Source organism: Sphingomonas sp. NY01 (assembly GCF_038809135.1).
Lineage (GTDB): Bacteria > Pseudomonadota > Alphaproteobacteria > Sphingomonadales > Sphingomonadaceae > Sphingomonas > Sphingomonas carotinifaciens.
The window spans coordinates 2,285,634-2,310,108 of sequence record NZ_CP101722.1 but is presented as its reverse complement, the minus strand read 5'-3'; the positions used below and the strand labels follow the sequence as shown (position 1 = coordinate 2,310,108).

Here is a 24,475-nt window from a genome sequence, read left to right as displayed (position 1 = left end):
CGAGCGTGATGCCCGATGACCGCCCTTCTGAACCCCGCCTGTCGCAGCGATATGTCGCGCACGGGGTCAGTTGTCGCAAATTGTCGCCAGCGGGTCAGCCGGCCATGCGGTCGTCGAACAGGCCGTAAAGGATGGTGGAGGCGTACATCGCGATGGCGCGCTCGCGCGGCATGGTGGAGGCCCATTTGCGCATGTCGAACGCGGCATTCTGGATCGCCATCAGCGTCTGTGCGGCGATCAGCGCGTCGACGGCGCGGATCGACCCTTCGGCAATGCCATCCATGATCGTGCCGGCATAGCGGCGGGCGATGCGGTTGGAGCGTTCGACCATGGCGTCGCGGACATCGTGCGGCAGGCCGGACAAGGCCGTGGTGCGGAGCAGCGGACTGCGTTCCGCGAACTGCACGTCGAGCAGCGTCGCGGTGGCGCTGGACAATCGGTGCCACTGGCTGCCGCCCGCGGCGTCGGCGCGGCTCTGCGCCGCGGTGATCGTATCGAAGCTGCGCCGGTAGCAGGCGATGACCAGATCGTCCTTGGCATCGAGATGGTGGTAGAAACTGCCCTTGGTGACGTTCAGTTCGGCGGCGATGCGCTGCACGCTGGCACCGCGATAGCCAAGCTGGTTGATGAGGCGGGTGGCCGCGAACAGGAAGGCGGCGCGACCGGGCTCCCCCTCCGGCCCCAACAGGTCGATCGGGGCGGGCGACCAGTCCGCCCCGGCGACCGCGATGCCATGCGCAAGGACATCGAACAGCCGTGCCTCCACCCGGTCATATTGGTCGGGTTCGTAGCGGGGCAGCCACAAGGGCAGCCAGAAGGTGTTTTCGAGCAGCACATGGGCACGCGCGCCGTACAGATCGGTATGCGCGCGGCTGGGCGCCGGTCCCCAAAGCGCGCGGGTGGCGCGAAAGACCTTTTGCCAGCCGGCCATCAGCGTGCTGCGCGCGGGTTCCTCCATGGCGCGCAGATCGGACAGCACGGCGAAGGCGGTTTCTTCCCCCCGCTCGATCCGGGCGAGGCGGTCCATGTTGAGCGCGACATAGCGGGCGACCCGCGCCTGGGGCGTGGGTTCGGCCAGCGCCGTGGTCAGCATCTCCATCAGCCGGTCCAGCGTATATTCGAACGCGGCGGCGGCAAGATCCTCCTTGCGCTTGAAATAATAGGTGACGCTGGTGGTGTTGAGGCCGACGCGGCGCGCAACATCGGCAAAGGTCATGCCCTTGGCCGATTGCTCATTGATCGCATCGGCGGCGGCGGCGAGGATCGCGTCACGCTTCTGCCGGAAACGCCGGGTGCCCTGTTCCGTCTTCGTCGCGTCCGTGCCGTCCTGCATGGCTGGCATGCTACCACCGGAAGTCGCAAGCGACAGCCTTTTTTCGAGTATGGGGTTTGGGCGCCGAACCAGGCTTTGTCCGGTACGGCTTCGCCACTTTACCGAATATCGGGTATGGCATAGAAGTTCGCCAAACAGCGAACAGGAGAGCGACGGTGGATTTCACCCTGACCGACCGCGAGACACGTATGCGCGACCGCGTCCGTGACTTTATCGATCGTGAGATCCGCCCGCGCCAGCCGCTCTATGATGCGCAGGCGCATGACGGCGAGCGGTGGAAGATCCTGCCCGTCATCGAAGAGGTGAAGACGCTGGCGCGGGCGGAAGGCTTGTGGAACCTGTTCATGCCGCCGGGGTCGGGGCGCGCGCCGGTGGACGACAGCTTCACCTTCGAAGGCGAGCAACTGACCAACCTGCAATATGCGCTATGCGCGGAGGAAATGGGGCGGATCGGCTGGGCGCCCGAATGTTTCAACTGCTCGGCGCCGGATACGGGCAATATGGAGGTGTTCCACCGATACGGCACGCGCGAGCAGAAGGACCGGTGGCTGAGGCCGCTGATGGATGGGTCGATCCGTTCCGCCTTTCTGATGACCGAGCCGGCGGTGGCATCGTCCGACGCGACCAATATCGAGACGCGGATGGTGCGCGACGGCGACGATTATGTCGTCAACGGACGCAAATGGTGGTCGAGCGGGGTGGGCGATCCGCGCTGCAAGGTGGCGATCGTGATGGGCAAGACCCGGACCGACGGCCCGCGCCACCAGCAGCAGTCGATGATGATCCTCGACATGAACGCGCCCGGCGTGCGGATCGAACGGATGCTGTCCGTCTATGGCTATGACCATGCGCCGCACGGGCATGGCGAGGTGGTGCTGGAGAATGTGCGCATCCCGGCCGCCGACATGCTGCTGGGCGAGGGGCGGGGGTTCGAGATCGCGCAGGGGCGGCTGGGGCCGGGGCGCATCCATCACTGCATGCGCACGATCGGCGTGGCGGAGGCCGGGATCGAGGCGATGGCGCGGCGACTGCTCGGCCGGGTCGCGTTCGGCAAGCGGATCGCCGACCATAGTGTGTGGGAGCAGCGGATCGCGCGGGCGCGGATCGACATCGAGATGACGCGGCTGCTCTGCCTGAAGGCGGCGGACGTGATGGACAAAGCGGGCAACAAGGCGGCGCAGCTGGAGATCGCGATGATCAAGGTGCAGGCACCGACCATGGCGCTGCAGATTCTGGACGATGCCATCCAGGCGCATGGCGGGGCGGGCGTTTCCAGCGACTTTTCGCTGGCGCATGATTGGGCGGCGGTGCGTACGCTGCGCTTCGCGGACGGGCCGGACGAGGTGCATGCGCGTGCCATCGCCAAGGCCGAGCTGGCCAAGTACGAGGCGCCGCGGTGAACGCCACGGCGGCGGTGGGCGAGCGCGACCGGCTGGACCTGGACCGGCTGGACGCGTGGATGGCGGGCCACGTTCCGGGCTATGCCGGCCCCTTGTCCTATGCCAAGTTTTCGGGCGGGCAGTCCAACCCGACCTATCGGCTGGATACGCCGGGCGGCGCCTATGTGTTGCGCCGCAAGCCGTTCGGGCCGATCCTGCCGTCCGCACATGCGGTCGACCGGGAACACCGGGTGATCGCGGCGCTGCATCCGACCGGCTTTCCGGTGCCGCAACCGCTGGGGCTGTGCGAGGACGGGGCAGTGATCGGCGCGCCCTTCTACGTCATGGCGCTGGTCGAGGGGCGGACGCTGTGGGACGGCGCGCTGCCCGGCATGGCGGCGGCGGCGCGCCGGGCGCATTACGAGGCGATGATCAATACGCTGGCGGCGCTGCACCGGATCGATCCGGCGGCGGTGGGCCTTGGCGATTATGGCCGGGCAGGCAATTACTTCGAACGCCAGGTCGCGCGCTGGACCAAGCAGTACCGCGCGGCGGAAACCGATCGGATCGAGGCGGTGGACCGGCTGATCGACTGGCTGCCGCGCACCCTGCCGCCGCAGACGGGGGTGTCGATCGTGCACGGCGACTACCGGATCGACAATCTGATCTTCGCGCCCGACGGGGCGGAGGTGCGGGCGGTGCTGGACTGGGAATTGTCGACCTTGGGCGATCCCTTGGCCGATTTTTCCTATCTGTTGATGAACTGGCAGACGCCGCCGGACGGGCGGGCGGGGATCGCCGGGATGACGGGCGCGCAGACGGGCATTCCGACGATGGAGGAGGCGGTGGCGCGCTACTGCACGGCGACGGGGCGGGACGGGGTGCCGCAGCTCGACTGGTATTTTGCCTATAACCTGTTCCGGCTGGTGGGCATCGTGCAGGGGATCAAGCGGCGGATGATCGATGGCAACGCATCAAGCGCACAGGCCGAGCAGACGGTGGCACGCCTGCCGATGCTGGCGGCGGCGGCGTGGCATTTCGCGACGCGCGCGGGGGCGTGAGTGCTGGCCGATCCGTCGCGCATGCCCCCGGAATGATCCGATATTGATGCATGTTGGTCAAGTTATGGGCCAGGTTTAAGATTGGCTTAGCGGTCTTCGGTGCAGAGGGAAAATATGGCACAAAGGCTTCCCGAGGAAATCACCAGCAGCGCGTTGCGGGAAGGCGCCCTGTGGGCGGCGATCGACCGGTCCCAGTTGCTGGTCGAATTCGAGCTGGATGGTCGGGTGGCGTGGGCGAACGCCAACTTTCTCCAAGCGACCGGATACCGTCTGACGGACATCGTCGGGCAGCATCATCGGTTGTTCTGCCCGCCCGATTTTGCCGCCTCGCCCGAATATGACGTGTTCTGGAAAGCGCTAGCAAAAGGGTCCTTTCAGGCGGGGCAGCATCGCCGGTTGGGCCGGGATGGCCGCGCCTTGTGGCTGGAGGCGACGTACAACCCGATCTGCGATGCCACCGGCGCGCCGCGGAAGGTGCTGAAGATCGCCACCGACGTGACCGCGCAACGCCGCGAAGCGGCAGCGGCCGAGGGCATGCTGAGCGCCATCGATCGGTCGCAGGCGGTGATCGAATTCGATCTGGCCGGCCGGATTCTGTACGCCAATGCAATTTTCTCCGACCTGTTCGGTTGCCACAGCAGGCATCTCGTCGGTCAGCATCACCGCACGTTCTGCGACGAGGGCTATGCGGCGTCGGAGGAATACCGCGATTTCTGGCAGGCGCTGGGGGAGGGGCAGTTCGCGTCCGGCCGGTTCCGGCGACGTGCGGCGGATGGCCGCATGATCTGGATTCAGGCGACCTATACGCCGATTCTGGATGCGGACCGCCGACCGTGGAAGGTGGTGAAGTTCGCCACCGATATCTCGGCACAAGTCAAGCTGGAGCAGGAAGTGGCAGCGCGGCTGGATGAAAGCCAGCGCTTTCGGGGCGAGGCGGATGCCCGACGCGCGGATGTGGAACGCGTGCTGGACGAGCTGACCCGCGTGGTGGACAGCATTGCCGGCATCGCCAGCCAGACCAACATGCTGGCCCTGAACGCGACGATCGAGGCGGCGCGGGCCGGTGATGCCGGGCGTGGCTTCGGCATCGTCGCCGGCGAGGTGAAGAAACTGGCCAACGACACGCGCGCCGCGACCCATGCGGCGCGCGCGATGCTGGCGGACACGGCGGCGTTCGCCACCCGCTGAGATCAAGCGGGAACGAGGTCCTCCGCCAAGGCGGCGGCGCGAATGTCGGCGATCAGCGCCTCCACCCGGTCCGGATCGGCATCCCAGGCGAACATGAACCGGGCGCCGCCGCCGATAAAGGTGTAGAAGCGCCATCCCCGCTCACGCAGGCCCGCGAGCACGGATTCGGGCGCCTGGAGGAACACCGCGTTCGCCTCCACCGGGAACATCAGCCCGATGCCGGGCAGGTCGGCGACCCGCTGTGCCACGCGCTGTGCGCAGGCATTGGCGTGGGCGGCATTGCGGACCCAGGCACCGCTGTCGAGCAGGCCGACCCAGGGGGCGGCGAGGAAGCGCATCTTGGACGCAAGCTGGCCCGCCTGCTTGCAGCGATAATCGAAATCCTGCGCCAGCGCGCGATCGAAGAACAGGATCGCCTCGCCCACGCCCATGCCGTTCTTGGTGCCGCCGAAGCACAGCACGTCGACCCCGGCCTGCCATGTCATCGCCGCGGGCGAGCAGCCGAGCGTGGCGCAGGCATTGGCGAAGCGGGCGCCGTCCATGTGAAGGCGCAGGCCCAGTTCGCGGCAGGTGGCGGACAGCGCCTCGATCTCCGCGATGGTGTAGACCTGGCCGGTCTCGGTCGGCTGGGTGATGGTGACGGCGCGCGTCTTGGGAAAGTGGATGTCGGAGCGGCTGGTGGCGAGGGCTCGCACCGCCTGAGGCGTCAGCTTGCCGTCGGCGGTCTGCGCGACGAGCAGCTTGGAGCCGTTGGAGAAGAATTCGGGCGCGCCGCACTCGTCGGTTTCGACATGGGCGGACGAGGAGCAGATGACGCTGTGATAGGACTGGCAGAGCGCGGCGAGCGCCAGCGAATTGGCGGCGGTGCCGTTGAAGGCGAAGAAGACCTCGCAATCGGTGTCGAACAGGCGACGGAACGCGTCGGCAGCGGCATCCGTCCAGGGATCGTCGCCATAGGCGGGGGCATGGCCGCGGTTCGCCTGCGCCATCGCGTCCCAAGCCTCCGGACAGATGCCGGCGTAGTTGTCGCTCGCGAATTGCTGGGCAGTGTGGGGCACGCGTAGGGTTCCTGTCTTGCAGAGACGGAACGACGCAATGGGAAGGGCCCGAGGTTTGCCAGTCGGCCACATCCCCCCATCCGCGGATGGGGGCACCACCTTGCCCGGGAGCAGGTTGGTGCCGGGCGTCGGCCCGACTCTTGATGTTGTGGCGGGGCGGGTAGCAAAGGATTGTGGGCAGGGCAAGGGGCGCGTCAGCTGCGCTGACGGATCAGGCCTTCCTGGGCGACGCTGGCGACGAGGCGACCGTCGGCGGCGAAGATGGTGCCGCGGTTGAAGCCGCGTGCATGGCCGGCCCAGGGGCTGTCGGTGACGTAGAGCAGCCATTCGTCGGCGCGGAACGGCTCGTGCAGCCACAGCGCATGGTCGAGGCTGGCGGTCTGGATCGAGGGCGTCAGCCAGTGGACACCGTGGGGCAGCATGGCGGTGCCGAGCAGCGCCATGTCCGACGCATAGGCGAGGATCGCGCGGTGCATCGCGTCGTCGGCGTCGATGGGCGCGACGAGGCGGAACCAGATGGCCTGTCTGGGGGCATGTTTTTCCGGCGACATCCAGTCGTGCGGATAGACCGGGCGCATCTCTATCGGGCGTTCGCGCAGCAGCAGGCGGCGGAGCTTTTCGGGAATGGCGTCGGCGGTGTCGCGGCGCAGTTCCGCCTCGCTGCGCAGGGATTCCGGGGGCGGCACCTCGGGCATCATGTCCTGATGCACCAGGCCGTCCTCGGGCATCTGGAACGAGCATGCCATGTTGAGGATCGGCCGGCCGCGCTGCATGGCGATCACCCGACGGGTGGCGAAGCTGCGCCCCTCGAAATCGCGGACGACGCGGTAGATGATCGGGAAGGCCTCGTCGCCGGGCCGCATGAAATAGGCGTGGAGCGAATGGGCGACCTTGGGCGCGTCGGTGGCGCGCTGTGCCGCCTGCAAGGCCTGCGCGATGACCTGTCCGCCAAAGACGCGGCCGACCCCGCCCGGCTGGCGACGGCCGCGATAGAGGTCGGTATCCAGTTCCTCGACATCGAGCAGGTCGACCAGGTCTTGCGCAAGGCGGCGGGGATCGGTGGTGTCATCCATCACCACCCGTGATGGCGTGCTTTCCGTAAACGTCAATAGCCCGATGCGACCGCCAGCCGATCGGCATGATAATTGACGTCGCCGAAGAACTCCGCGAGAACGCGCGCGCGCTTCATGAAGAAGCCGATGTCATATTCGTCCGTCATGCCGATGCCGCCGTGCATCTGGATGCCCTCCTGTACGGCGAGCGTGGCGGCGAGGCCGGACATCGCCTTGGCGACCGACACCGCTTCGTCCGCTGCCGCATCGCCCGCGTCGAGCAGTTGCTGCGCCTTCAGCACCGCGGCGCGCGCCACCTCCATCTCGCTATACAGATGTGCGGCGCGGTGTTGCAGTGCCTGGAAGCTGCCGATCGGTTGGCCGAACTGGCGGCGTTCCTTGAGATAGCCGACCGTGCGGTCCATCGCGCCGGTGCCGACGCCGAGCAGCTCGGCCGCGGCGCCGGTGCGGCCGGCGGCGAGCAGGCGGGCGAGGGGGACAGCGCCGGCATCGACCTCTCCGACGACGGCATCGGCATCGACCTCCACGCCGTCGAAGACGAGATCGGCGGCAAGGCCGGCATCGGCGAGCCGGTGAGCGTCCGCCGACAGACCGGCACGGTCGCGATCGAGCAGGAAGAGGGTGAGGCCCGCCTGTTCGCCGGGTGCGCCTGCGGTGCGGGCGGCGACGAGGATCAGGTCGGCGGTGTGACCGTGCGTGACGAACCGCTTGGTACCCGACAGGCGAAAGCCGTTGCCCGCACGTTCGGCGCGCAGGGCGATATGATCGCGATGCTTGGGCCCTTCGTCGATGGCCAGCGCGGCGACAGTGTCGCCCGAGACGATGCCGGGAAAGACGTTTGCGGCATGAGGCGTATCGCTCAACGCGGCGACGGCCGCTACTGCGGTGGACAGGAACGGGGATGGAGAGAGGTTGCGGCCGATCTCCTCCAGCACCACCCCCGCCTCGACATGGCCGAGGCCGAGGCCGCCTTGTGCCTCGGGAATGAGGATGCCGGTAAAGCCCAGCTCGGCGAACTGCTTCCACAGGTCGCGCGAGAAGCCGGTCGGGTCATTGGCATCGCGCAAGCCGCGCAGATGCGACGGCGGCGCGGCATCGCCGATGAAGTCGCGCGCGGTGTCGCGCAGCATCGACTGTTCTTCGTTCAGGAACAGGGGCATGGGGGTAAACTCCTCAGGCGCCGGGCAGGTCGAGGATGCGCTTGGCGATGATGTTGAGCTGGATTTCGCTGGTGCCGCCCTCGATCGAATTGGCCTTGGTGCGCAGCCAGGCGCGGGGCTTCGCGCCGCCGTGCGAGCGTTCGCTCTCCCATTCCAGCGCGCCCGATCCGCCTGCTGCCATGACGAGTTCGTGGCGCGCCTTGTTCAGCTCGGTGCCATAATATTTCATCATCGATGGTTGCGCCGGATGCGCCTGACCGGCCTTCAGTTCGTCCATGAACCGCTCGCTCATCGCGGCAAAGGCGCGGGCGCGAATGTCGAACAGTGCGATCTGGCCGCGCAGCAGCGGATCGGCGAGGCGACCGGCCCCGTCGCGGCCGATCGCCTGAACCGCGCCGTCGATCAGCGCGGTCTCGCCGCGCGCGCCCAGCCCCATGCCCGAGATCATCTCGCGCTCATGGCCGAGCAGATATTTCGCGACGTCCCAACCCTTGTTCTCGTGGTGGATGCGGTTGGCCTTGGGGACCTTCACGCCGTCGAAAAAGGTCTCGCAAAAGGGCGAATAGCCGCTGATCAGCAGGATCGGCCGGGTCGAGACGCCGGGGGATGCCGTGTCGAACAGGACGAAGCTGATCCCGCCCTGCTTGCTCTCCTTCGAGGTGCGGACGAGGCAGAAGATCCAGTCGGCCTTGTCGGCATAGGACGTCCAGACCTTTTGGCCTGAGACGACATAATGATCGCCGGCATCCTCCGCCCAGGTGGCGAGCGAGGCGAGGTCGGAGCCGGCATTGGGTTCGGAATAGCCCTGGCACCAGCGGATTTCACCGCGCGCGATCTTTGGCAGGTGGTCGAGCTTCTGTTCCTCGGTGCCGTATTTGAGCAGCGCGGGGCCGAGCATCGAGATGCCGAAGGAATAAAGCGGGGAGCGGGCGCCGAGCGCGCGCATCTCCTCCCGCAGGATCTTGGCCTCTGCCGGCGACAGGCCGCCGCCGCCATAAGCGCGCGGCCAGTCGGGCACCGTCCAGCCGCGCGTCGCCATGCGGTCGAGCCAATCCTTTTGCGCCGGCGAGGATGGCTGGAAACGGCGGCCGCCCCAGCAGATGTCCGTATCGGAGCGGACCGGCTCGCGCATTTCGGGCGGGCAGTTTTCCTCCAGCCAGGCGCGGGTCTCGGCGCGAAAGGTGGCGAGGTCGCTCATTTGATGTTGCCCTGGCGCAGGCTGTTCGCGACGGGAAAGCCGTGCTTGTCGAGGCCGGCGACGATCTTGTCATAGCCCTCGGCCTTTGCCCAGAACATCGGGCCGCCGCGATAGACCGGCCAGCCATAGCCGTAGATCCACACTACATCGATGTCGGACGCGCGCTGCGCCTTGCCTTCCTCCAGGATCAGCGCGCCTTCGTTGACCATGGTGTAGAGGGTGCGCTCGACGATTTCCTCGTCGCTGATCTGGCGTTGCGGGGTTTGCGTCTTCAGGCGCCATTCGTCGAGGATCTCGGCGACGCGCGGGCTGGACCGGGGCGTGCGCTTCTCGTCATAATCGTAGAAGCCGGCCTGTTTCTTCTGGCCCCAGCGCCCTTCCGCGGCGAGCTGGTCGCGGACGCTTTCGATGCGGGTCGGATCGCGGTGCCAGCCGATGTCGACGCCGGCGAGGTCGGCCATCTGGAACGGGCCCATCGGCATGCCGAATTCGACATGGACGCGGTCGATCTGTTCGGGGCTGGCGCCTTCGAGCAGAAGGGCGTTGGCCTCCGTCTGGCGCGGTATCAGCATGCGGTTGCCGATAAAGCCATAGGTGACGCCGGCGACCACCGCGACCTTCCGGATCTTCTTGGCAAGCGCCATGACGGTGGCGAGGACGTCGCCCGCGGTCTTTGCGCCCCGGACCACTTCCAGCAATTTCATGACGTTGGCGGGCGAGAAGAAGTGCATGCCCACCACGTCCTGCGGCCGGGCGGTGCAGGCGGCGATGGCGTCGATATCGAGATAGGAGGTGTTCGACGCCAGAATCGCGCCGGGCTTGGCGATGGCATCGAGGCGGGTGAAGATATCCTGCTTCACCTCCATATTCTCATAGACGGCCTCGATGACGAGATCGGGGGTGCCGAGCGCGTCGAATTCGAGGGTCGGGGTCAGCAGCGCCATGGCGCGTTCGACCTGTTCGGGCGTCATCCGGCCCTTGGCCGCGGTCGCCTCGTAATTGCGGCGGATAACGGCAACGCCGCGGTCCAGCGCCTCGGCACTGGTTTCCACGATGGTGACGGGCAGGCCGGCGGACAGGAAATTCATGGCGATGCCGCCGCCCATCGTGCCGGCACCGATGATGCCGACATGATCGACAGGGCGGAGCGCGGTTTCGGCGGGCACGTCGTCGATGCGGGCGGCCTGCCGCTCGGCGAAGAACAGATGGCGCTGCGCGGCGGACTGGTTGCCTGTCATCAGGCGCATGAATTCGGACCGCTCGAACTCGACGCCCTCCGGGTAGCCGGTCTCGCTGGCCTTGACGATGCAGGCGATGTTGGCGGCCGGCGCCTCGAAACCGCGGAAGCGGCGGGCATTGGCCTTGGTGAAGGCGGCGACGGCGTCCGGGTCGGGGGCAAGCGCACGCTGCGACGCGCGGGGGATGGGACGCTTTGCCCTGATCTCCCGGGAGAAGGCGAGCGCGTCTTCGGCCAGGCTGTCCTCGCCGACGATGCGGTCGATCAGGCCGGCATCGAGCGCGGTGCGTGCGGAAACCGGATCGCCCTTGGCCGTCATTTCCAGGGCCAGCGGAATGCCCGCGACCCGGGGCAGGCGCTGCGTGCCGCCGGCACCGGGAAGCAGGCCCAGCTTCACCTCGGGCGTGCCGAGCTTGGCAGAGGGCGCGGCGACGCGGTAGTGGCAGGCAAGCGCCACCTCGCACCCGCCGCCCAGAGCGGTGCCGTGGATCGCGGCGACGATCGGCTTGTCCGACGCTTCGATCATGTCGACCAGCATGGGGAGCAGCGGTGCCTGCATCGGCTTGCCGAATTCGGTGATGTCGGCGCCGGCGAAGAAGGTGCGGCCGTCGCAGCGGATCACCATCGCGGCGATCGACGCATCGGCGACACCCTGCTTCACCGCCGCCTCCAGCCCCTGCCGGACCGCGGCGCCCAGCGCATTCACCGGTGGGTTGTCGGAGACGATGACGAGGATGTCGTCATGTCGTTCGGTGCGGATGGGGGATGCGGTGGTGGTCATCGAACACTCTCCTGGTCGATGGCGGCGGCGTCGTGCGCCATACCATGCTTTCTAATCTGAATGGGTGTATCGCGCCGTATCTGCGGCGGCGCAAGCGCATTATCGTGCCGTCCGGCCGAACCCGATCTTCAACATGATGTTGGAAGCACAGGCTTAACGCTTTGTGTGTTTGTGTTGGCGTACAAGCGCGTTAGCCTTGGGCGGCGGACTTCAGGGAGATCGGTGATGGACGGTGCGAGCGATGACCAGGGTTCGGAGCGTGCGGAGCTGCATTTTCTGGCGGCGCTGACCGACGAGCTGATGCGCCACCTGATGGACGCGGGCGTGCTGAGCCGTGCGCAGTTGCAGGCGATCGAGAATGCGGTGGCCGAGCGTACGGGCAGCGTGCCGCGCGCCTGGTAGCGGCTAGGCGCCGGTGACGCGGCGGACGGCGTCCGCCCAGCCGGCGAGACGCGCGGCGCGGGTCGATGCGTCCAGCGAGGGGCGAAAGGCGGTAGTGGCCCCGCGCATCGCCGCGGCCTCCTCCAGCGAGCCGAACAGCCCGATGCCGACGCCGGCGAGCATCGCGGCGCCAAGCGCGGTCGTCTCCGCAAAGTGCGGCCGTTCGACCTCCAGCGCGAGCATGTCGGCCAGATCCTGCGCCATCCAGTCGTTGGCGACCATGCCCCCGTCGATGCGCAGGCGGTGCCAGTCCTGACCGTCGGCGGCGAAGGCGGTCTTCAGGTCGTGCGCCTGATGCGCCATCGCCTCCAGCGCGGCGCGCACGACATGCGCCTTGTTCGAGGCGAAGCTGAGCCCGGAAATGGCGGCGCGCGCGTCCGGCTCCCACCAGGGGGCGCCGAGGCCGCTGAGCGCGGGCACGAGATAGACACCGGCGCTGTCCGGCACGCTGCGGGCGAGCGCGTCGGTTTCGGCGGCGTCGCGGATCAGGCCGAGCGAATCGCGCAGCCACTGGATCAGGCTGCCGGCGACGAACACCGATCCTTCCAACGCATAGGTGCGCATGCCGCCGACCTGCCACGCGATGGTGGACAGCAGGCGATGGCCGGAGGTGCAGGCGCGGGTGCCGGTGACCGACAGGATGAAGGCACCGGTACCGAAGGTCGCCTTGGTCTCGCCGGGTTTGAGGCAGGACTGGCCGATGGTGGCGGCCTGCTGGTCGCCGGCAAGCCCGGTGATCGGGATCGCCCCGCCAAAGGCGCTGGTGGTGCCGAAGCGGCCCGCGCAGTCGGTGATCTCGGGCAGCGCAGACAGCGGCACGTCGAACAGCGCGGCCAGGTCGTCGTCCCAGCCGCCGCCGGGGGCGGTGTTCATCAGCGCGGTGCGGCTGGCGTTGCTGGCATCGGTGATGTGGAGGCCACCGGTCAGTTTCCAGACCAGCCAGCTTTCCACAGTGCCGATCGCCAGCCGGTCGCCGGCTTCGGCCAGTTGCGGCCAGTGACGCAGCGCCCAGCCGATCTTTGAGGCGGAGAAATACGGATCGAGAATCAGGCCGGAGCGCGCCTGGACGAGCGGTTCATGGTCATGCTCGCGCAACTGGCGGCACTCGGCGGCGGTGCGGCGATCCTGCCAGACGATGGCGGGAGCGAGCGGCTCGCCGGTCGCCTTGTCCCAGAACACCACGGTTTCGCGCTGGTTGGCGATGCCGATCGCGGCGATCCGGTCCGCCCCGCCGGCTTGCGCGACCATCGCGGCGGTGACGTTGAGCGAGCGGCGCCAGATTTCGGCGGCGTCATGCTCCACCCAGCCGGGCCGGGGATAATGCTGGGTCAGGGCCGACGCCTCGCTGGCGACGCAGCGGCCATCGGCGGTGAACAGCATCGCGCGGGTGGAGGTGGTGCCCTCGTCCAGGACCAGAAGATATTCACGCATCGGCGGTACGCTAGCCGGGATTACTTGGACCAGGAAAGGCGCTAGACCAGATATCATGCAAGACACCGATCCCGATCAGCCGGCGGATGCCGCGCCGCCCCCGACGCTTCCCATGGGGGACAGTATCCTGGGCATTCCGAGCGGCGTGGACGCGGAGGATGCGGTGCGGATCGCGATGCGGCGCGACCGGCTGCTCGCCGCGCTGACCCTGACCGCGGGGGTGGGGCTGGTGCTGGCGCTGCCCTTTGCGTTGAAGGAAGGGGCGGAGTTCTTCCTGCCGCTGACCACCGCACTGGTGATCGCGGTGGCGCTGGTGCCGGTTCTGGAATGGCTGGAGCGGCGGCGGGTGCCGTCGCCGCTGGCGTCGATCCTGTGCGTGCTGATCTTCCTGATCGTCGCCAATGTCGCGCTGGCCGCGATCGTGGTGCCGGCGACCGACTTCTTCCGGCTGCTGCCGAGCCGGCTGGGGCGCATCCAGGACAATCTGGCGCCGCTGCTCGATCTGTATTCCAACCTGGAACGCTATGTGAACCGGGCGCTGCGGCAGGTGGCATCGACACCGGTGCGATCGCCCTCGACCCCGGCGGTGGCGCCGCCGTCTTCCATTCTGGAGCTGGCGGCGACGTCGGCGCCGACGGTGATCGTGCAGTTCCTGTTCGGGGTGCTGGTGGTGTTCTTCTTCCTGTCGGGGTGGACGCGGATGCGCCAGCAGACGATCACCGGGCGGACGAGCTTCGATGGGGCGATGGCGACAGCGCGGGTGATCCAGGACGTGGTGGACGACGTGTCGGCCTATCTGGGGACGATCACGATCATCAACCTGGCGCTGGGCGGGGCGGTGGCCGGGGTGCTGGCGCTCTACGGCATGCCCTATCCGCTGATGTGGGGCGGCATCGTCGCGCTGTTGAACTACATCCCCTATTTCGGGCCGGTGATCGGCGCGATCCTGCTGGCGCTGGGCGGGCTGATGACCTTTGGCGACATCTGGACCGCGCTGGTGCCGCCGGCGATCATGTACGGCATGCACCTGGTGGAGGCGAACGCGATCACGCCGTTCGTGGTGGGCCACCGGCTGACGATCAATCCGATCCTGATCCTGATCTCGCTGAGCTTCTGGGGATGGGTGTGGGGCACGATCGGCGCGCTGCTGGCGGTGCCGCTGCTCATCATCATCCAGACCGTCATAAAGGCGGCGGGCAAGCCCGATATCGCCGGTTTCCTGTTCGAGCACGGCACGCTGGTCCAGCAGCAGCAGGACCGCCGCAAGCCGGCCGCGAAAGAGCCGTGAAAAAGAGGCGTTGACACCCGTCGGGCGCTCGCCTAGTTGGCGCGCCTCGACGCTTTCAGCGGGTGTAGCTCAGTTGGTTAGAGCGCCGGCCTGTCACGCCGGAGGTCGCGGGTTCGAGCCCCGTCACTCGCGCCATTTCCCCTTGTCGGGGCGGTGGTCAAGGAATGTCGAAATCCCTGTGGATCGCACGATCTCGCGCTAGTGCGACATCGGACGCTTAGCGGGTGTAGCTCAGTTGGTTAGAGCGCCGGCCTGTCACGCCGGAGGTCGCGGGTTCGAGCCCCGTCACTCGCGCCATCCCTTTCATGGGACGGCGTATCCACCGCCTCGCGGGATGCGAGGATTTTATTCTCCCCGGTGATGTTGAAAACTCAGGTGCGGCTTTGGTCGGGCGCCTGTTGATTTTTGTTCGCGCGAAGACGCGAAGGCGCGAAGAAGATTTTGTTCGCGCGGAGACGCGGAGGCGCGGAGAGGTTCGCCGAGCCGAAGGCTCATTCATTTACCACAGGCCGTTGCTTGTCTTCCGATCGCGGAGGTCAGGCGCGGCTGCGGCAGGCGCAACTTCTCCGCGCCTCCGCGCCTCCGCGTGAACCCATCTTCTTATCTTCGCGTCTTCGCGTCTTCGCGTGAATCAAGATTATCGCCGCCCGCCTTCCATCCAGCGAAGGAGGGGTTTCATCGGCGTGATCCAGACGATGCCGGTGACGAGATAGAACACCAGTTGCAGCGTCCAGTGCCAGCGGCCGACCGTGACGGACAGGCTGGTGATCAGGATGGCCCAGGCGGCGATGATCGCGAGGATCAGGAGCATGCCTGCGGGTTTGCGCCAGCTGGGGTTCATGGGACGATCCAATCGAGTTCGGTGGCGATCGCGTGCAGCGGGATGTCCCAGGCGTCGGGCGCGAGGGCATCGACCTGTTGCACGCTCCAGGCGATGCCGATGCGGCGGGCATCGGGAAATTCGGCGAAGGCGCGGTCATAGTGGCCGGCGCCTTGGCCCAGCCGGTTGCCCCGCGCGTCAAAGGCGACGAGGGGAGTGAGGATGATATCCGGCGTGGCGGGCGGTGCTGCGGGCAAGGGCTGGCGCAGGCCGAAGGGGCCGGTGACGAGCGGCGCGATGCCGTCCCAGTTGAGGAAACGCAGCGGCGTGGCGCGATCGATGACATGGGGCAGCGCCACGGCGAGCCCGGCCTTGCGCGCCGCGTCGGTGAAGGGCGCGGGATCGGCCTCCGCGCCGACCGGCATGTAGCTGGCGATCGTGCGGGCACCTTGCAGCATCGCCAGAAAGGCGGCGGGAACGGGCAGGGCACGGACGCGATCATGCCCGTCGCGAACCGCCCGCATGCGGGCGCGCAGGGCGCGTTTATCGGTCATGAAAGGCGGGTGGCGGGACCGCCATGGCCGTTTGCCGGAATATCCACTGACGCCCAGTACGTCAGGTGGGGACCATGTGCGTCGGGCCAGGGCCCGGGCAGGGACAGCCCCCTTGGATGATGAATAGCCTCAGGGATGATCGAGGCTCGTACCGGGCAGAACCCGCCGGACACGGACTTAGGCGCTCGGACCGGTTTGCTCAAGGGCATTGGCGAGACTTTCCAACCGATCGGCAATGCGATCGAGCGTCGCCTCGCTGATCGCGGCGCCCGCGGGAGGCTGGCGCTCGACGGCTTCGAGGTCGTCGGCGAGCATCAGGGCGACGAACAGCATCGCGCGTTCGCCATGCTGGCCGCCGGCGGCGCGCAGCGCCGCGGTCCAGCGCTGATCGAGAACCTGCCCCAGCGTGCGCAGCCGCGCCTCTTCGCCATCGCGGCATTGCACGGTGTGCGGGCGGCCGCCGATGCTGAGCGTGACCTGTGCCATCAGTTCTGCGCCCCGCGCGCAATGACCTCGTCAAGCGCGTGCACCGCCTCCGCCATGCGCTCCTTGAGCGCGGCGTGGCGTTCGGCCAGCGCAGCGGCACTGTTCAGCCGCGCCTCGATCGCGGATTCGATGCGCGCGATGGCGGCGTCGATACGGTCCACGGCGGTGGCGGGCGGTGCGGTCGGCTCTGGCATGATCCGGACTTAGGCGGCGGCCGGGGTTGCGGCAAGCGGGAAGCAGTGCACCGCCCATGTTGCCGGCGAAGGCGGCGCAACGGTTGACAGCAGGCGGCGCGGCTCCGAAAGGCAGTGCCGAACGCTTAAGCGCGTGCAGTGCAGCGATGTGCCGTGACGGGCGGGCGTGATGATCGCCGGGGTGCTCCCGGTGATTTGACAGACATTTGTAGGAGATTGCTGGCATGACGGTCAAGGTTGCAATCAACGGCTTCGGCCGCATCGGTCGTCTGGTCGCCCGCGCCATTCTGGAGCGCGGCGCAGGCGAACTGGAGCTGGTCGCGATCAACGACCTGGCGGACGCCAAGTCGAACGCCTGGCTGTTCAGCCGCGACAGCGTGCACGGCAAGTATCCGGGCGAGGTTCATGCCGAGGGCAACGACATCGTCATCGACGGCAAGCACATCCGCGTGACCGCCGAGCGCGATCCGGCCAACCTGCCGCACAAGGAACTGGGCGTCGACCTGGTGCTGGAGTGCACCGGTTTCTTCACGGACAAGGCATCGTGCCAGAAACATCTGGATGCCGGCGCCAAGAAGGTGCTGATCTCGGCACCCGGCAAGGGCGTCGACCTGACCGTCGTGTACGGCGTGAACCATGACAAGCTGGAGGCCGGTCACACGATCGTGTCGAACGCATCGTGCACCACCAACTGCCTGGCACCGGTGGCGAAGGTGCTGAACGATGCGATCGGCATCGAGCGCGGCCTGATGACCACGGTGCATGCCTATACCAACGACCAGAAGATCCTCGACCAGATCCACCCGGACCTGCGCCGCGCGCGCGCCGCGGCGATGTCGATGATCCCGACCACGACGGGCGCCGCCCGCGCGGTGGGCGAGGTTCTGCCCGAGCTGAAGGGCAAGCTGGACGGCTCGGCGATCCGCGTGCCGGTGCCCGATGTCAGCCTGGTCGACCTGACCTTCACGCCCAAGCGCGACACCACCAAGGACGAGGTGAACGCGATCCTGAAGGCCGCCGCGGACGAGGGCCCGCTGAAGGGCGTGCTGGTCTTCTCGGACGAGCCGCTGGTCTCGATCGACCTGATGCACTCGCCGCAATCCTCGACCGTCGACAGCCTGGAGACGGCGGTGATCGACGGCAAGCTGGTGCGCGTGGTCAGCTGGTACGACAATGAATGGGGCTTCTCCAACCGCATGGTCGACACCGCGACCGCCATGGCGAAGTTCCTCTGAGCCGAGCGGGGTGGGCATGACGGGTACGCTTGCAGGCATCGCACGGCGTGCCCGCCCCAAGGCACCGATGGAGGTGTTGACCAGCGCGGCGGTGACGCTGGACGGCGGGGTCGAGGGCGACTGGCGAGGCCAGGTAAAGCCCGGCGGCCGCGGCCGGCGGCAGGTGTCGCTGATCGAGCGGCGCGACTGGCTGGCGGCGATGGCCGAGCTGGGCACCGACCTGCCCTGGCAGGAGCGGCGCGCGAACCTGCTGGTCGATGATCTCGACCTGCCGCAGGTGCCGGGGACGCGGTTGCGCATTGGCCCGGTGCTGCTGGAAATCACGGTGGAATGCGATCCGTGCATCCGAATGGAGGCGGTGGCGCCCGGGCTGGAGGCGGCATTGACCCCGGACTGGCGCGGCGGCGCGCTGGCGCGCGTGATCGAGGGCGGAACGATCGCTGTCGGCGATCAGATCAGGATCGAGGAAGCATGACCAAGGCATTCAAGACGCTCGACGATATCGGCGAACTCCATGGCAGGCGCGTGCTGGTGCGCGAGGACCTGAACGTGCCGATGGCGGACGGTCAGGTGAGCGACGACACCCGGCTGCGCGCCACGATCGCAACCGTCACCGAACTGGCGGACAAGGGCGCGATCGTATTGATCCTGGCGCATTTCGGCCGGCCCAAGGGGGTGCCGAACCCGGACATGTCGCTGGCGATGCTGGCGCGGCCCTATAGCGCGGTGCTGGGGCGCGAAGTGCGCTACATCGACTGGGAAGGCGACGCGGCGGCGGTGGCCACGATGCAGCCGGGCGACATCGCGATCCTGGAGAACACCCGTTTCTTCGGCGGCGAGGAAAAGAACGATCCGGCAGTGGTCGAGCGGTTCGCGAAGCTGGGCGACCTGTACGTCAACGATGCGTTTTCCGCCGCGCACCGGGCGCATGCCTCGACCGAGGGGCTAGCGCGGGTGTTGCCCGCCTATGCGGGCCGCGCGATGGAGGCCGAACTCGACGCGTTGGAAAAGGCGCTGGGCGCGCCCGAGCATCCGGTGGCGGCCGTGGTCGGCGGGGCCAAGGTCTCGACCAAGCTGGCGGTGCTGAAGCATCTGGTCGGCAAGGTCGATCACCTGATCATCGGTGGCGGCATGGCCAATACCTTTCTGGCTGCGCGCGGCGTCGACGTGGGCAAGTCGCTGTGCGAACACGACCTGACCGACACGGCCGAAGAGATTCTGGAGGCGGCGGACCGGGCGAACTGCACCGTTCACCTGCCGTACGACGTGGTGGTCGCCACCGAATTCAAGCCGAACCCTGCGACGCGGACGGTGAACGTCCATGAAGTGGCCGCGGACGAGATGATCCTGGACCTGGGGCCGAACGCGGTGGAAGCGCTCGGCGACGTACTGAAGAATTGCCGGACGCTGGTGTGGAACGGGCCGCTGGGTGCGTTCGAAACGCCGCCCTTCGACACCGCCACCGTCAGCCTGGCCAAGACCGCCGCGGCGCTGACGCAGGATGGCAGCCTCGTCTCCGTCGCCGGCGGCGGGGATACGGTGGCCGCGCTGAACCAGGCGGGCGTGGGGGACAAGTTCACCTTCGTCTCGACCGCGGGCGGCGCGTTCCTGGAATGGATGGAAGGCCGCGAACTGCCGGGGGTGGCCGCGCTTCGCGCCTGAACGCCCTCAAAAGGTTAGACATTTAGACGCCGCGGGGGCTTACGGGCCGCCGCGGCGTTTTTCGTCATGGTGCATTGCAATGCACGGCCAAGCGGCGTAGGTTAAACGCGTTAAACGGAGAGTGATGGATGCTCGGCGTCCGGTTGGATACGGAACTGGAAGAACGGCTGGCGGCCGTTGCGCGCACGCAGGGGCGCAGCAAGAGCGACATCGCGCGCGAGGCGGTGCGACGCTATGTCGACCTGCACGACGAAGCGTATCGCCGGGAGGCACGCCGTCAGTCCGAGCGCGCGTCGCGGCGGGACAAGGCCGAGGATTTCGCGCTGTGGAACGCGATGGCGGCCGAGGACGCGGCATGAAGATCAGCCACGGCGCGATCGTGCTGGCGGGCACCGCCGAGAAGGGCGGCGATCACCGCCCGTTCCTGGTCGTCCAGTCCGACCTGTACAACGAAACGCACAACACCATCACCCTGTGCCCGATGACCAGCGTGGTGGGGGGCGAGGCGCTGTTCCGCGTCGCCTTCTCCCCGCGCGAGCATACCGGCCTCACCGTCGAGTGCGAGGTGCAGTGCGACAAGATCCTGTCGGTACCGCGCGGGCGCATCGTCAAGGTGCTGGGCCACGCCTCGCCCACGCGGATGGAGCAGGTGGACCAGGCGCTCCGGCGCTGGCTGATGCTCTGAACCCGATCCTTTCACGTCACCTTCCTCAGGAGAGTTCGATGACCCCGATCGTCAAGGCCATATTGGACAAGTACGAAGGCACCAATCCGGCGGTGAAGGCCAATCTGGCCCGCATCCTGATGCAGGGACGGCTGGGCGGCACCGGCAAGCTGATCATCCTGCCGGTCGATCAGGGGTTCGAGCATGGGCCGGCGCGCTCCTTTGCGGTCAACCCCGACGCCTACGACCCGCATTACCATTTTCAGCTGGCGATCGATGCCGGCCTGTCGGCCTATGCCGCGCCGCTGGGCATGCTGGAGGCGGGCGCGGAGACCTTTGCCGGGCAGATCCCGACCATCCTGAAGATCAACAACTCCAATAGCTGGGCCACCTCGATCAACCAGGCGGTGACGGGCAGCGTCGAGGACGCGGTGCGGCTGGGCTGCGCGGCGATCGGCTTCACCATCTATCCCGGGTCGGACGGCATCTTCGATGCGATGGATCAGATCGCCATCCTGTCGGCACAGGCCAAGGAAGCGGGCCTCGCCACGGTGATCTGGAGCTATCCGCGCGGCGGCAAGCTGTCCAAGGACGGCGAGCTGGCGCTGGACATCGGGGCCTATGCCGCGCACATGGCGGCGCTGCTGGGTGCGCATATCATCAAGGTGAAGCTGCCCTCCGCCCATATCGAGCAGCCGGAGGCGCAAAAGGTGTATGAGGGCACCGACTGGTCCAACCAGGCGGACCGCGTGCGCCATGTGGTGCAGGCGAGCTTTGCCGGGCGCCGGATCGTGGTGTTCTCGGGCGGTGCGGCCAAGGGCGCGGACGCTGTCTATCAGGATGCCCGCGACATTCTGGCCGGTGGCGGCAACGGATCGATCATCGGGCGCAACACCTTCCAGCGGCCGCGCGCCGATGCGGTGGCGATGCTCGACAAGCTGGTCGCGATCTACAAGGGCGAGGCATGAGCCATCTTCCCCTCCCGCTTGCGGGAGGGGAGTTGTTGCGCGCCGGTTGCGCGACTAGGAGCGGGGCATGACGCTTGAAGACGATCCCCTTGGCCCGCTCGACCCGAATTTCGCCGCCGCATTCACGCGCGACGTGCGGCGGCCGCCGTGCCAGCTTTACCTGATCTCGCCGCTGGAGGTTGGGGGCGACTTTCCCGACCGGCTGGCGCGCGCGCTGGCCGCCGGGCCGGTGGCGGCGTTCCAGTTCCGGGTCAAGGACATGGACCAGCATGTCGCGGCCAAGCTGGCCGAACCGTTGCAGCGGCTGTGCGCGGAGCGCGAGGTCGCCTTTATCGTCAACGATTCGATCAGCCTGGCCAAGCGGCTCGGGGCGGACGGTGTGCATCTGGGGCAGGATGACGGCGACCCGCGCGAGGCGCGCGACGTGCTGGGGCCGTCTGTGCAGATCGGTGTGACCTGTCATGACAGCCGCCATCTGGCGATGGAGTCGGGCGAGCGCGGTGCGGATTATGTCGCGTTCGGCAGCTTCTATCCGACCACGACCAAGGCGGTGAAGCATCAGGCGGAACCGGTGCTGCTATCCTGGTGGTCGACCGTGTTCGAACTGCCGGCGGTGGCGATCGGGGGGATCACCCCGGACAACGCCGCGCCGCTGATCCGGGCGGGCGCCGACTTCATCGCGACCTGTGGTGCGGTGTGGAACGGCGACGAGGCTGCGGCAGTGCGTGCCTTTTCCGAGGTGCTGGACGCCGGATAAGCCGCGGAACTCATTGCGGATCGGAAACAAGCAGGAAGCGCTGCGTTTTTCATCGATCTGGGCGATGTGTGTGTGGAGCGTGTGATGCGGAAGCTGGGTATGGCGATGGCGGGCGGTATCGCCGCCGCGGTAGTGGCCGTCGCGACCGGGCCGGCACCGGCACAATCGCGTGCCGGTGATGGGACGCAGGCGCATCATGGTCCGACGACGGCTCTTCATGTGGCGGCAAGCGGCGACGCGGGGACGCGCTGATCCGGATGTGCTGTGCCAAGCCTGGGCGCCATCGTTGCGGATGGTGAGAATGAACGTCGGCGTGATGTGCCGGGCCTGATGCGGTGACGCGGCTCGGTTGGGGTATTCTGGCGCTGATCCTGCTCGTCGCTGGCGCCTTTGCGTCGATGCTGTCCTTCGGGCCGTCGCCGGCGCCTGTGCCGACCCCGCGGGGCTCGGCTCCGGCAGTCGAGGTGGCGGCGAAGGGCTTGCGCGTGCCGGTGCGCGGTGCCTCCATGGCGGCATTGCGGGACAATTGGGGCGAGGCGCGGGCCGGTGGGGCGCGCGAACATCATGCCATCGATATCATGGCGGCGACGGGAACGCCGGTACTCGCGACCGCGCCGGGCACCATCGAGAAGCTGTTCGACAGCCATAACGGCGGGCACACCATCTACCAGCGCAGCGCCGACGGCGGCACCGTCTATTATTATGCGCATCTGGCAGGATATCGGCCGGGATTGCACGAAGGGCAGGCGGTACGCGGCGGCGAGGCGATCGGCTTTGTCGGGGCGACGGGCAATGCCGATCCCGGTGCACCGCATCTGCATTTCGAGATCAAGCGGATGGCGCCGGGCGAGCGCTGGTGGCAGGGCACGAACGTCAACCCATACCCGCTGCTTGCCGAACGGGACGCCAATCGCTAGATCGCGCGACACCGGGCGTAGCGACGCCCTTCGCTCTTTCCAGCAGGTTGAACCCCATGAAGATCAGCGGCGTGGACATTCGTCCCGGCAACATCATCGAGTATGAAGGCGGCATCTGGCGCGCGGTGAAGATCCAGCATACGCAGCCCGGCAAGGGTGGCGCCTATATGCAGGTCGAGTTGAAGAACCTGCGCGACGGCCGCAAGAACAATGTCCGCTTCCGCTCGGCCGAGACGGTGGAGCGCGTCCGCCTCGACACCAAGGACTTCCAGTTCCTGTTCGCCGACGGCGACAGCCTGGTCTTCATGGACAAGGACACCTACGACCAGGTCTCGCTGCCGCGCGATCTGCTGGGCGATGCCGCCGCGTTCCTGCAGGATGGCATGGACGTGGTCATGGAACTCTATGACGAAGAGCCGATCAGCGTGCAGTTGCCCGACACGATCGAGGCGACCATCGTCGAGGCGGATGCGGTGGTGAAGGGGCAGACGGCCTCGTCGTCCTACAAGCCCGCGATGCTCGACAATGGCGTGCGCGTGATGGTGCCGCCGCACATCGCGGCCGGCACACGCATCGTGGTCGACGTGTACGAGCAGACCTACGTCCGCCGCGCGGATTGATCCAAACCCCTTCGCCCCGGCTGCATCGACGCGGCCGGGGCGACAAGAACAGGCTCCGCTCGCGCCATCGTGAACGGAGAGAAAGAACAGAGCCATGCCCTCCCATTCCGGTCTTCTCACCATCATGGAGCGTGCGGTGCGTAAGGCCGCGCCGCGGCTGCGTCGCGACTTCAACGAGGTCCAGCACCTGCAGGTCAGCCGCAAGGGGCCTGCCGACTTCGTGTCGATGGCCGACAAGCGTGCCGAGGAAACCATCTTCGAGGAACTGCGCAAGTCGCGGCCCGACTGGGGTTTCCTGATGGAAGAGGGCGGCGAGATCGCGGGCGACCCGACCAAGCCGCGCTTCATCGTCGATCCGCTGGATGGCACCTCCAACTTCCTGCACGGCATCCCGCATTTCTGCATTTCGATCGCGGTCGAGGAGCCGCTGGCGAACGGCAAGCGCGAGGTGACGACGGGCCTGATCTACCAGCCGCTGACCGACGAAAGCTTCTGGGCGGAAAAGGGTCGCGGTGCGTGGTTGCAGGGCGGACGCCTGCGTGTGTCGTCGCGCCGCGACATGTCTGAAGCGCTGATCGCGACCGGCATTCCGTTCCTGGGGCATGGCGACTTCGTCGAATGGAGCCGCATCTTCGGTGCGGTGGCACCGGAAGTGGCGGGCATTCGCCGGTTCGGTTCGGCCGCGCTCGACCTCGCCTGGGTGGCGGCGGGCCGGTATGACGGATTCTGGGAATCCGGCCTGAAGCCGTGGGACGGGGCGGCGGGCATGCTGCTGGTCAAGGAAGCCGGCGGCTTCGTCACCGACTTCCGCGGCACCGATCGCTCGATCGAACGCGGCGAGTATCTGGCGGGCAACGAGGCGTTGCACTCGCGGCTGCACAAGCTGGTCGCGAACGCCTTGCGCTGAGTGGCCTTCCTCTTCCCGTTGGGGGGGAAGGGTGGGGGGTAGACCAGCAGTGCTGCGCTGCTT

27 protein-coding genes, 2 tRNA genes and 1 riboswitch are annotated in these 24,475 nt (G+C 67.5%); of the genes, 18 read left to right on the top strand and 11 right to left on the bottom strand.

Annotation, left to right across the window (positions count from 1 at the left end; all coding sequences use genetic code 11):
* Positions 1-94 precede the first annotated feature (94 nt).
* A complete protein-coding gene (locus tag NPJ82_RS11180) occupies positions 95-1,333 on the bottom strand; it encodes a TetR/AcrR family transcriptional regulator (RefSeq protein WP_342657412.1) in 1,239 nt (412 codons plus the stop codon).
* 155 nt (positions 1,334-1,488) lie between these two features.
* On the opposite strand from NPJ82_RS11180, the gene NPJ82_RS11175 reads away from it, so the two are divergent.
* The 3 genes from NPJ82_RS11175 to NPJ82_RS11165 all read left to right on the top strand — a co-directional run bounded on the left by NPJ82_RS11175 (position 1,489) and on the right by NPJ82_RS11165 (position 4,961).
* Positions 1,489-2,733 (top strand): acyl-CoA dehydrogenase family protein, encoded by a 1,245-nt coding sequence (locus NPJ82_RS11175; RefSeq protein WP_342657411.1) that lies wholly within the window; start codon positions 1,489-1,491, stop codon positions 2,731-2,733.
* Positions 2,734-2,792: 59 nt separating this feature from the next.
* Positions 2,793-3,773: a phosphotransferase family protein gene (locus tag NPJ82_RS11170; protein WP_342659004.1), complete on the top strand. Its 981-nt coding sequence runs from the start codon at positions 2,793-2,795 to the stop codon at positions 3,771-3,773.
* 114 nt (positions 3,774-3,887) lie between these two features.
* Positions 3,888-4,961, top strand: a complete 1,074-nt coding sequence (locus tag NPJ82_RS11165; protein WP_342657410.1) for a PAS domain-containing methyl-accepting chemotaxis protein — start codon at positions 3,888-3,890, stop codon at positions 4,959-4,961.
* A 2-nt stretch (positions 4,962-4,963) separates the two neighbouring features.
* Here NPJ82_RS11165 and NPJ82_RS11160 read toward each other — a convergent pair whose 3' ends face one another.
* The 5 genes from NPJ82_RS11160 to NPJ82_RS11140 all read right to left on the bottom strand — a co-directional run bounded on the left by NPJ82_RS11160 (position 4,964) and on the right by NPJ82_RS11140 (position 11,468).
* Positions 4,964-6,019: a low specificity L-threonine aldolase gene (locus NPJ82_RS11160; protein WP_205411615.1), complete on the bottom strand. Its 1,056-nt coding sequence runs from the start codon at positions 6,017-6,019 to the stop codon at positions 4,964-4,966.
* 41 nt (positions 6,020-6,060) lie between these two features.
* Positions 6,061-6,171, bottom strand: a riboswitch (SAM-I-IV-variant riboswitch).
* A 42-nt stretch (positions 6,172-6,213) separates the two neighbouring features.
* Positions 6,214-7,092 (bottom strand): acyl-CoA thioesterase II, encoded by an 879-nt coding sequence (locus tag NPJ82_RS11155; RefSeq protein ID WP_342657409.1) that lies wholly within the window; start codon positions 7,090-7,092, stop codon positions 6,214-6,216.
* Positions 7,093-7,124: 32 nt separating this feature from the next.
* Positions 7,125-8,252: an acyl-CoA dehydrogenase family protein gene (locus tag NPJ82_RS11150; RefSeq protein WP_342657408.1), complete on the bottom strand. Its 1,128-nt coding sequence runs from the start codon at positions 8,250-8,252 to the stop codon at positions 7,125-7,127.
* A gap of 13 nt (positions 8,253-8,265) precedes the next feature.
* Positions 8,266-9,450: an acyl-CoA dehydrogenase family protein gene (locus tag NPJ82_RS11145; protein ID WP_342657407.1), complete on the bottom strand. Its 1,185-nt coding sequence runs from the start codon at positions 9,448-9,450 to the stop codon at positions 8,266-8,268.
* Entirely contained in the window at positions 9,447-11,468 is a 2,022-nt protein-coding gene (locus NPJ82_RS11140; RefSeq protein WP_342657406.1) for a 3-hydroxyacyl-CoA dehydrogenase NAD-binding domain-containing protein, read from the bottom strand. Before NPJ82_RS11140 ends, NPJ82_RS11145 begins: the two co-directional genes overlap by 4 nt.
* 225 nt (positions 11,469-11,693) lie before the next feature.
* Here NPJ82_RS11140 and NPJ82_RS11135 point away from each other — a divergent pair, with 225 nt between their 5' ends.
* Positions 11,694-11,870 (top strand): hypothetical protein, encoded by a 177-nt coding sequence (locus NPJ82_RS11135; protein WP_162844001.1) that lies wholly within the window; start codon positions 11,694-11,696, stop codon positions 11,868-11,870.
* A 3-nt stretch (positions 11,871-11,873) separates the two neighbouring features.
* Here NPJ82_RS11135 and NPJ82_RS11130 read toward each other — a convergent pair whose 3' ends face one another.
* The gene (locus NPJ82_RS11130; RefSeq protein ID WP_342657405.1) at positions 11,874-13,340 is read right to left on the bottom strand and encodes a glycerol kinase; all 1,467 of its coding nucleotides are present in this window, start codon (positions 13,338-13,340) and stop codon (positions 11,874-11,876) included.
* A 112-nt stretch (positions 13,341-13,452) separates the two neighbouring features.
* Between NPJ82_RS11130 and NPJ82_RS11125 the strand changes: the two genes are divergently transcribed.
* The 3 genes from NPJ82_RS11125 (at position 13,453) to NPJ82_RS11115 (ending at position 14,925) form a co-directional block, all read left to right on the top strand.
* A complete protein-coding gene (locus NPJ82_RS11125; protein ID WP_240313510.1) occupies positions 13,453-14,628 on the top strand; it encodes an AI-2E family transporter in 1,176 nt (391 codons plus the stop codon).
* Between the two features lie 58 nt (positions 14,629-14,686).
* Positions 14,687-14,763 (top strand) — tRNA-Asp (locus NPJ82_RS11120).
* An 85-nt stretch (positions 14,764-14,848) separates the two neighbouring features.
* Positions 14,849-14,925 (top strand) — tRNA-Asp (locus NPJ82_RS11115).
* A gap of 340 nt (positions 14,926-15,265) precedes the next feature.
* Here NPJ82_RS11115 and NPJ82_RS11110 read toward each other — a convergent pair.
* The 4 genes from NPJ82_RS11110 to NPJ82_RS11095 all read right to left on the bottom strand — a co-directional run bounded on the left by NPJ82_RS11110 (position 15,266) and on the right by NPJ82_RS11095 (position 16,682).
* Positions 15,266-15,469, bottom strand: a complete 204-nt coding sequence (locus NPJ82_RS11110; RefSeq protein WP_112382787.1) for a DUF2842 domain-containing protein — start codon at positions 15,467-15,469, stop codon at positions 15,266-15,268.
* Positions 15,466-16,002 (bottom strand): 5-formyltetrahydrofolate cyclo-ligase, encoded by a 537-nt coding sequence (locus tag NPJ82_RS11105; protein WP_149683283.1) that lies wholly within the window; start codon positions 16,000-16,002, stop codon positions 15,466-15,468. Before NPJ82_RS11105 ends, NPJ82_RS11110 begins: the two co-directional genes overlap by 4 nt.
* Positions 16,003-16,179: 177 nt before the next feature.
* On the bottom strand, positions 16,180-16,488 hold the full coding sequence (locus NPJ82_RS11100; protein WP_112382789.1) for a cell division protein ZapA: 309 nt from the start codon (positions 16,486-16,488) through the stop codon (positions 16,180-16,182).
* The gene (locus NPJ82_RS11095; protein ID WP_342657404.1) at positions 16,488-16,682 is read right to left on the bottom strand and encodes a hypothetical protein; all 195 of its coding nucleotides are present in this window, start codon (positions 16,680-16,682) and stop codon (positions 16,488-16,490) included. The genes NPJ82_RS11100 and NPJ82_RS11095 overlap by 1 nt, the downstream gene beginning before the upstream one ends.
* 224 nt (positions 16,683-16,906) lie before the next feature.
* Here NPJ82_RS11095 and gap point away from each other — a divergent pair, with 224 nt between their 5' ends.
* The 11 genes from gap to NPJ82_RS11040 all read left to right on the top strand — a co-directional run bounded on the left by gap (position 16,907) and on the right by NPJ82_RS11040 (position 24,412).
* Positions 16,907-17,917 carry a type I glyceraldehyde-3-phosphate dehydrogenase gene (gene gap / locus NPJ82_RS11090; RefSeq protein ID WP_149683282.1) on the top strand — a complete coding sequence of 337 codons (1,011 nt, stop codon included), beginning with the start codon at positions 16,907-16,909 and terminating at the stop codon, positions 17,915-17,917.
* Positions 17,918-17,933: 16 nt separating this feature from the next.
* Positions 17,934-18,392, top strand: a complete 459-nt coding sequence (locus NPJ82_RS11085) for an MOSC domain-containing protein (protein WP_342657403.1) — start codon at positions 17,934-17,936, stop codon at positions 18,390-18,392.
* Positions 18,389-19,579 (top strand): phosphoglycerate kinase, encoded by a 1,191-nt coding sequence (locus NPJ82_RS11080; protein WP_112382793.1) that lies wholly within the window; start codon positions 18,389-18,391, stop codon positions 19,577-19,579. The genes NPJ82_RS11085 and NPJ82_RS11080 overlap by 4 nt, the downstream gene beginning before the upstream one ends.
* Positions 19,580-19,707: 128 nt before the next feature.
* The gene (locus NPJ82_RS11075; RefSeq protein WP_112382794.1) at positions 19,708-19,938 is read left to right on the top strand and encodes a ribbon-helix-helix protein, CopG family; all 231 of its coding nucleotides are present in this window, start codon (positions 19,708-19,710) and stop codon (positions 19,936-19,938) included.
* Positions 19,935-20,264, top strand: a complete 330-nt coding sequence (locus NPJ82_RS11070; protein ID WP_342657402.1) for a type II toxin-antitoxin system PemK/MazF family toxin — start codon at positions 19,935-19,937, stop codon at positions 20,262-20,264. The genes NPJ82_RS11075 and NPJ82_RS11070 overlap by 4 nt, the downstream gene beginning before the upstream one ends.
* Before the next feature lie 38 nt (positions 20,265-20,302).
* Positions 20,303-21,211, top strand: coding sequence for a class I fructose-bisphosphate aldolase (locus NPJ82_RS11065; RefSeq protein WP_342657401.1), 909 nt, complete (start codon positions 20,303-20,305; stop codon positions 21,209-21,211).
* Between the two features lie 67 nt (positions 21,212-21,278).
* Positions 21,279-21,968, top strand: coding sequence for a thiamine phosphate synthase (thiE, locus tag NPJ82_RS11060; protein ID WP_342657400.1), 690 nt, complete (start codon positions 21,279-21,281; stop codon positions 21,966-21,968).
* 84 nt (positions 21,969-22,052) lie between these two features.
* The gene (locus NPJ82_RS11055; RefSeq protein ID WP_342657399.1) at positions 22,053-22,220 is read left to right on the top strand and encodes a hypothetical protein; all 168 of its coding nucleotides are present in this window, start codon (positions 22,053-22,055) and stop codon (positions 22,218-22,220) included.
* 83 nt (positions 22,221-22,303) lie between these two features.
* Positions 22,304-22,885: a M23 family metallopeptidase gene (locus NPJ82_RS11050; protein WP_342657398.1), complete on the top strand. Its 582-nt coding sequence runs from the start codon at positions 22,304-22,306 to the stop codon at positions 22,883-22,885.
* Between the two features lie 56 nt (positions 22,886-22,941).
* On the top strand, positions 22,942-23,505 hold the full coding sequence (gene efp, locus NPJ82_RS11045) for an elongation factor P (RefSeq protein WP_112382798.1): 564 nt from the start codon (positions 22,942-22,944) through the stop codon (positions 23,503-23,505).
* Between the two features lie 94 nt (positions 23,506-23,599).
* Entirely contained in the window at positions 23,600-24,412 is an 813-nt protein-coding gene (locus NPJ82_RS11040; protein WP_112382799.1) for an inositol monophosphatase family protein, read from the top strand.
* Positions 24,413-24,475: the final 63 nt, after the last annotated feature.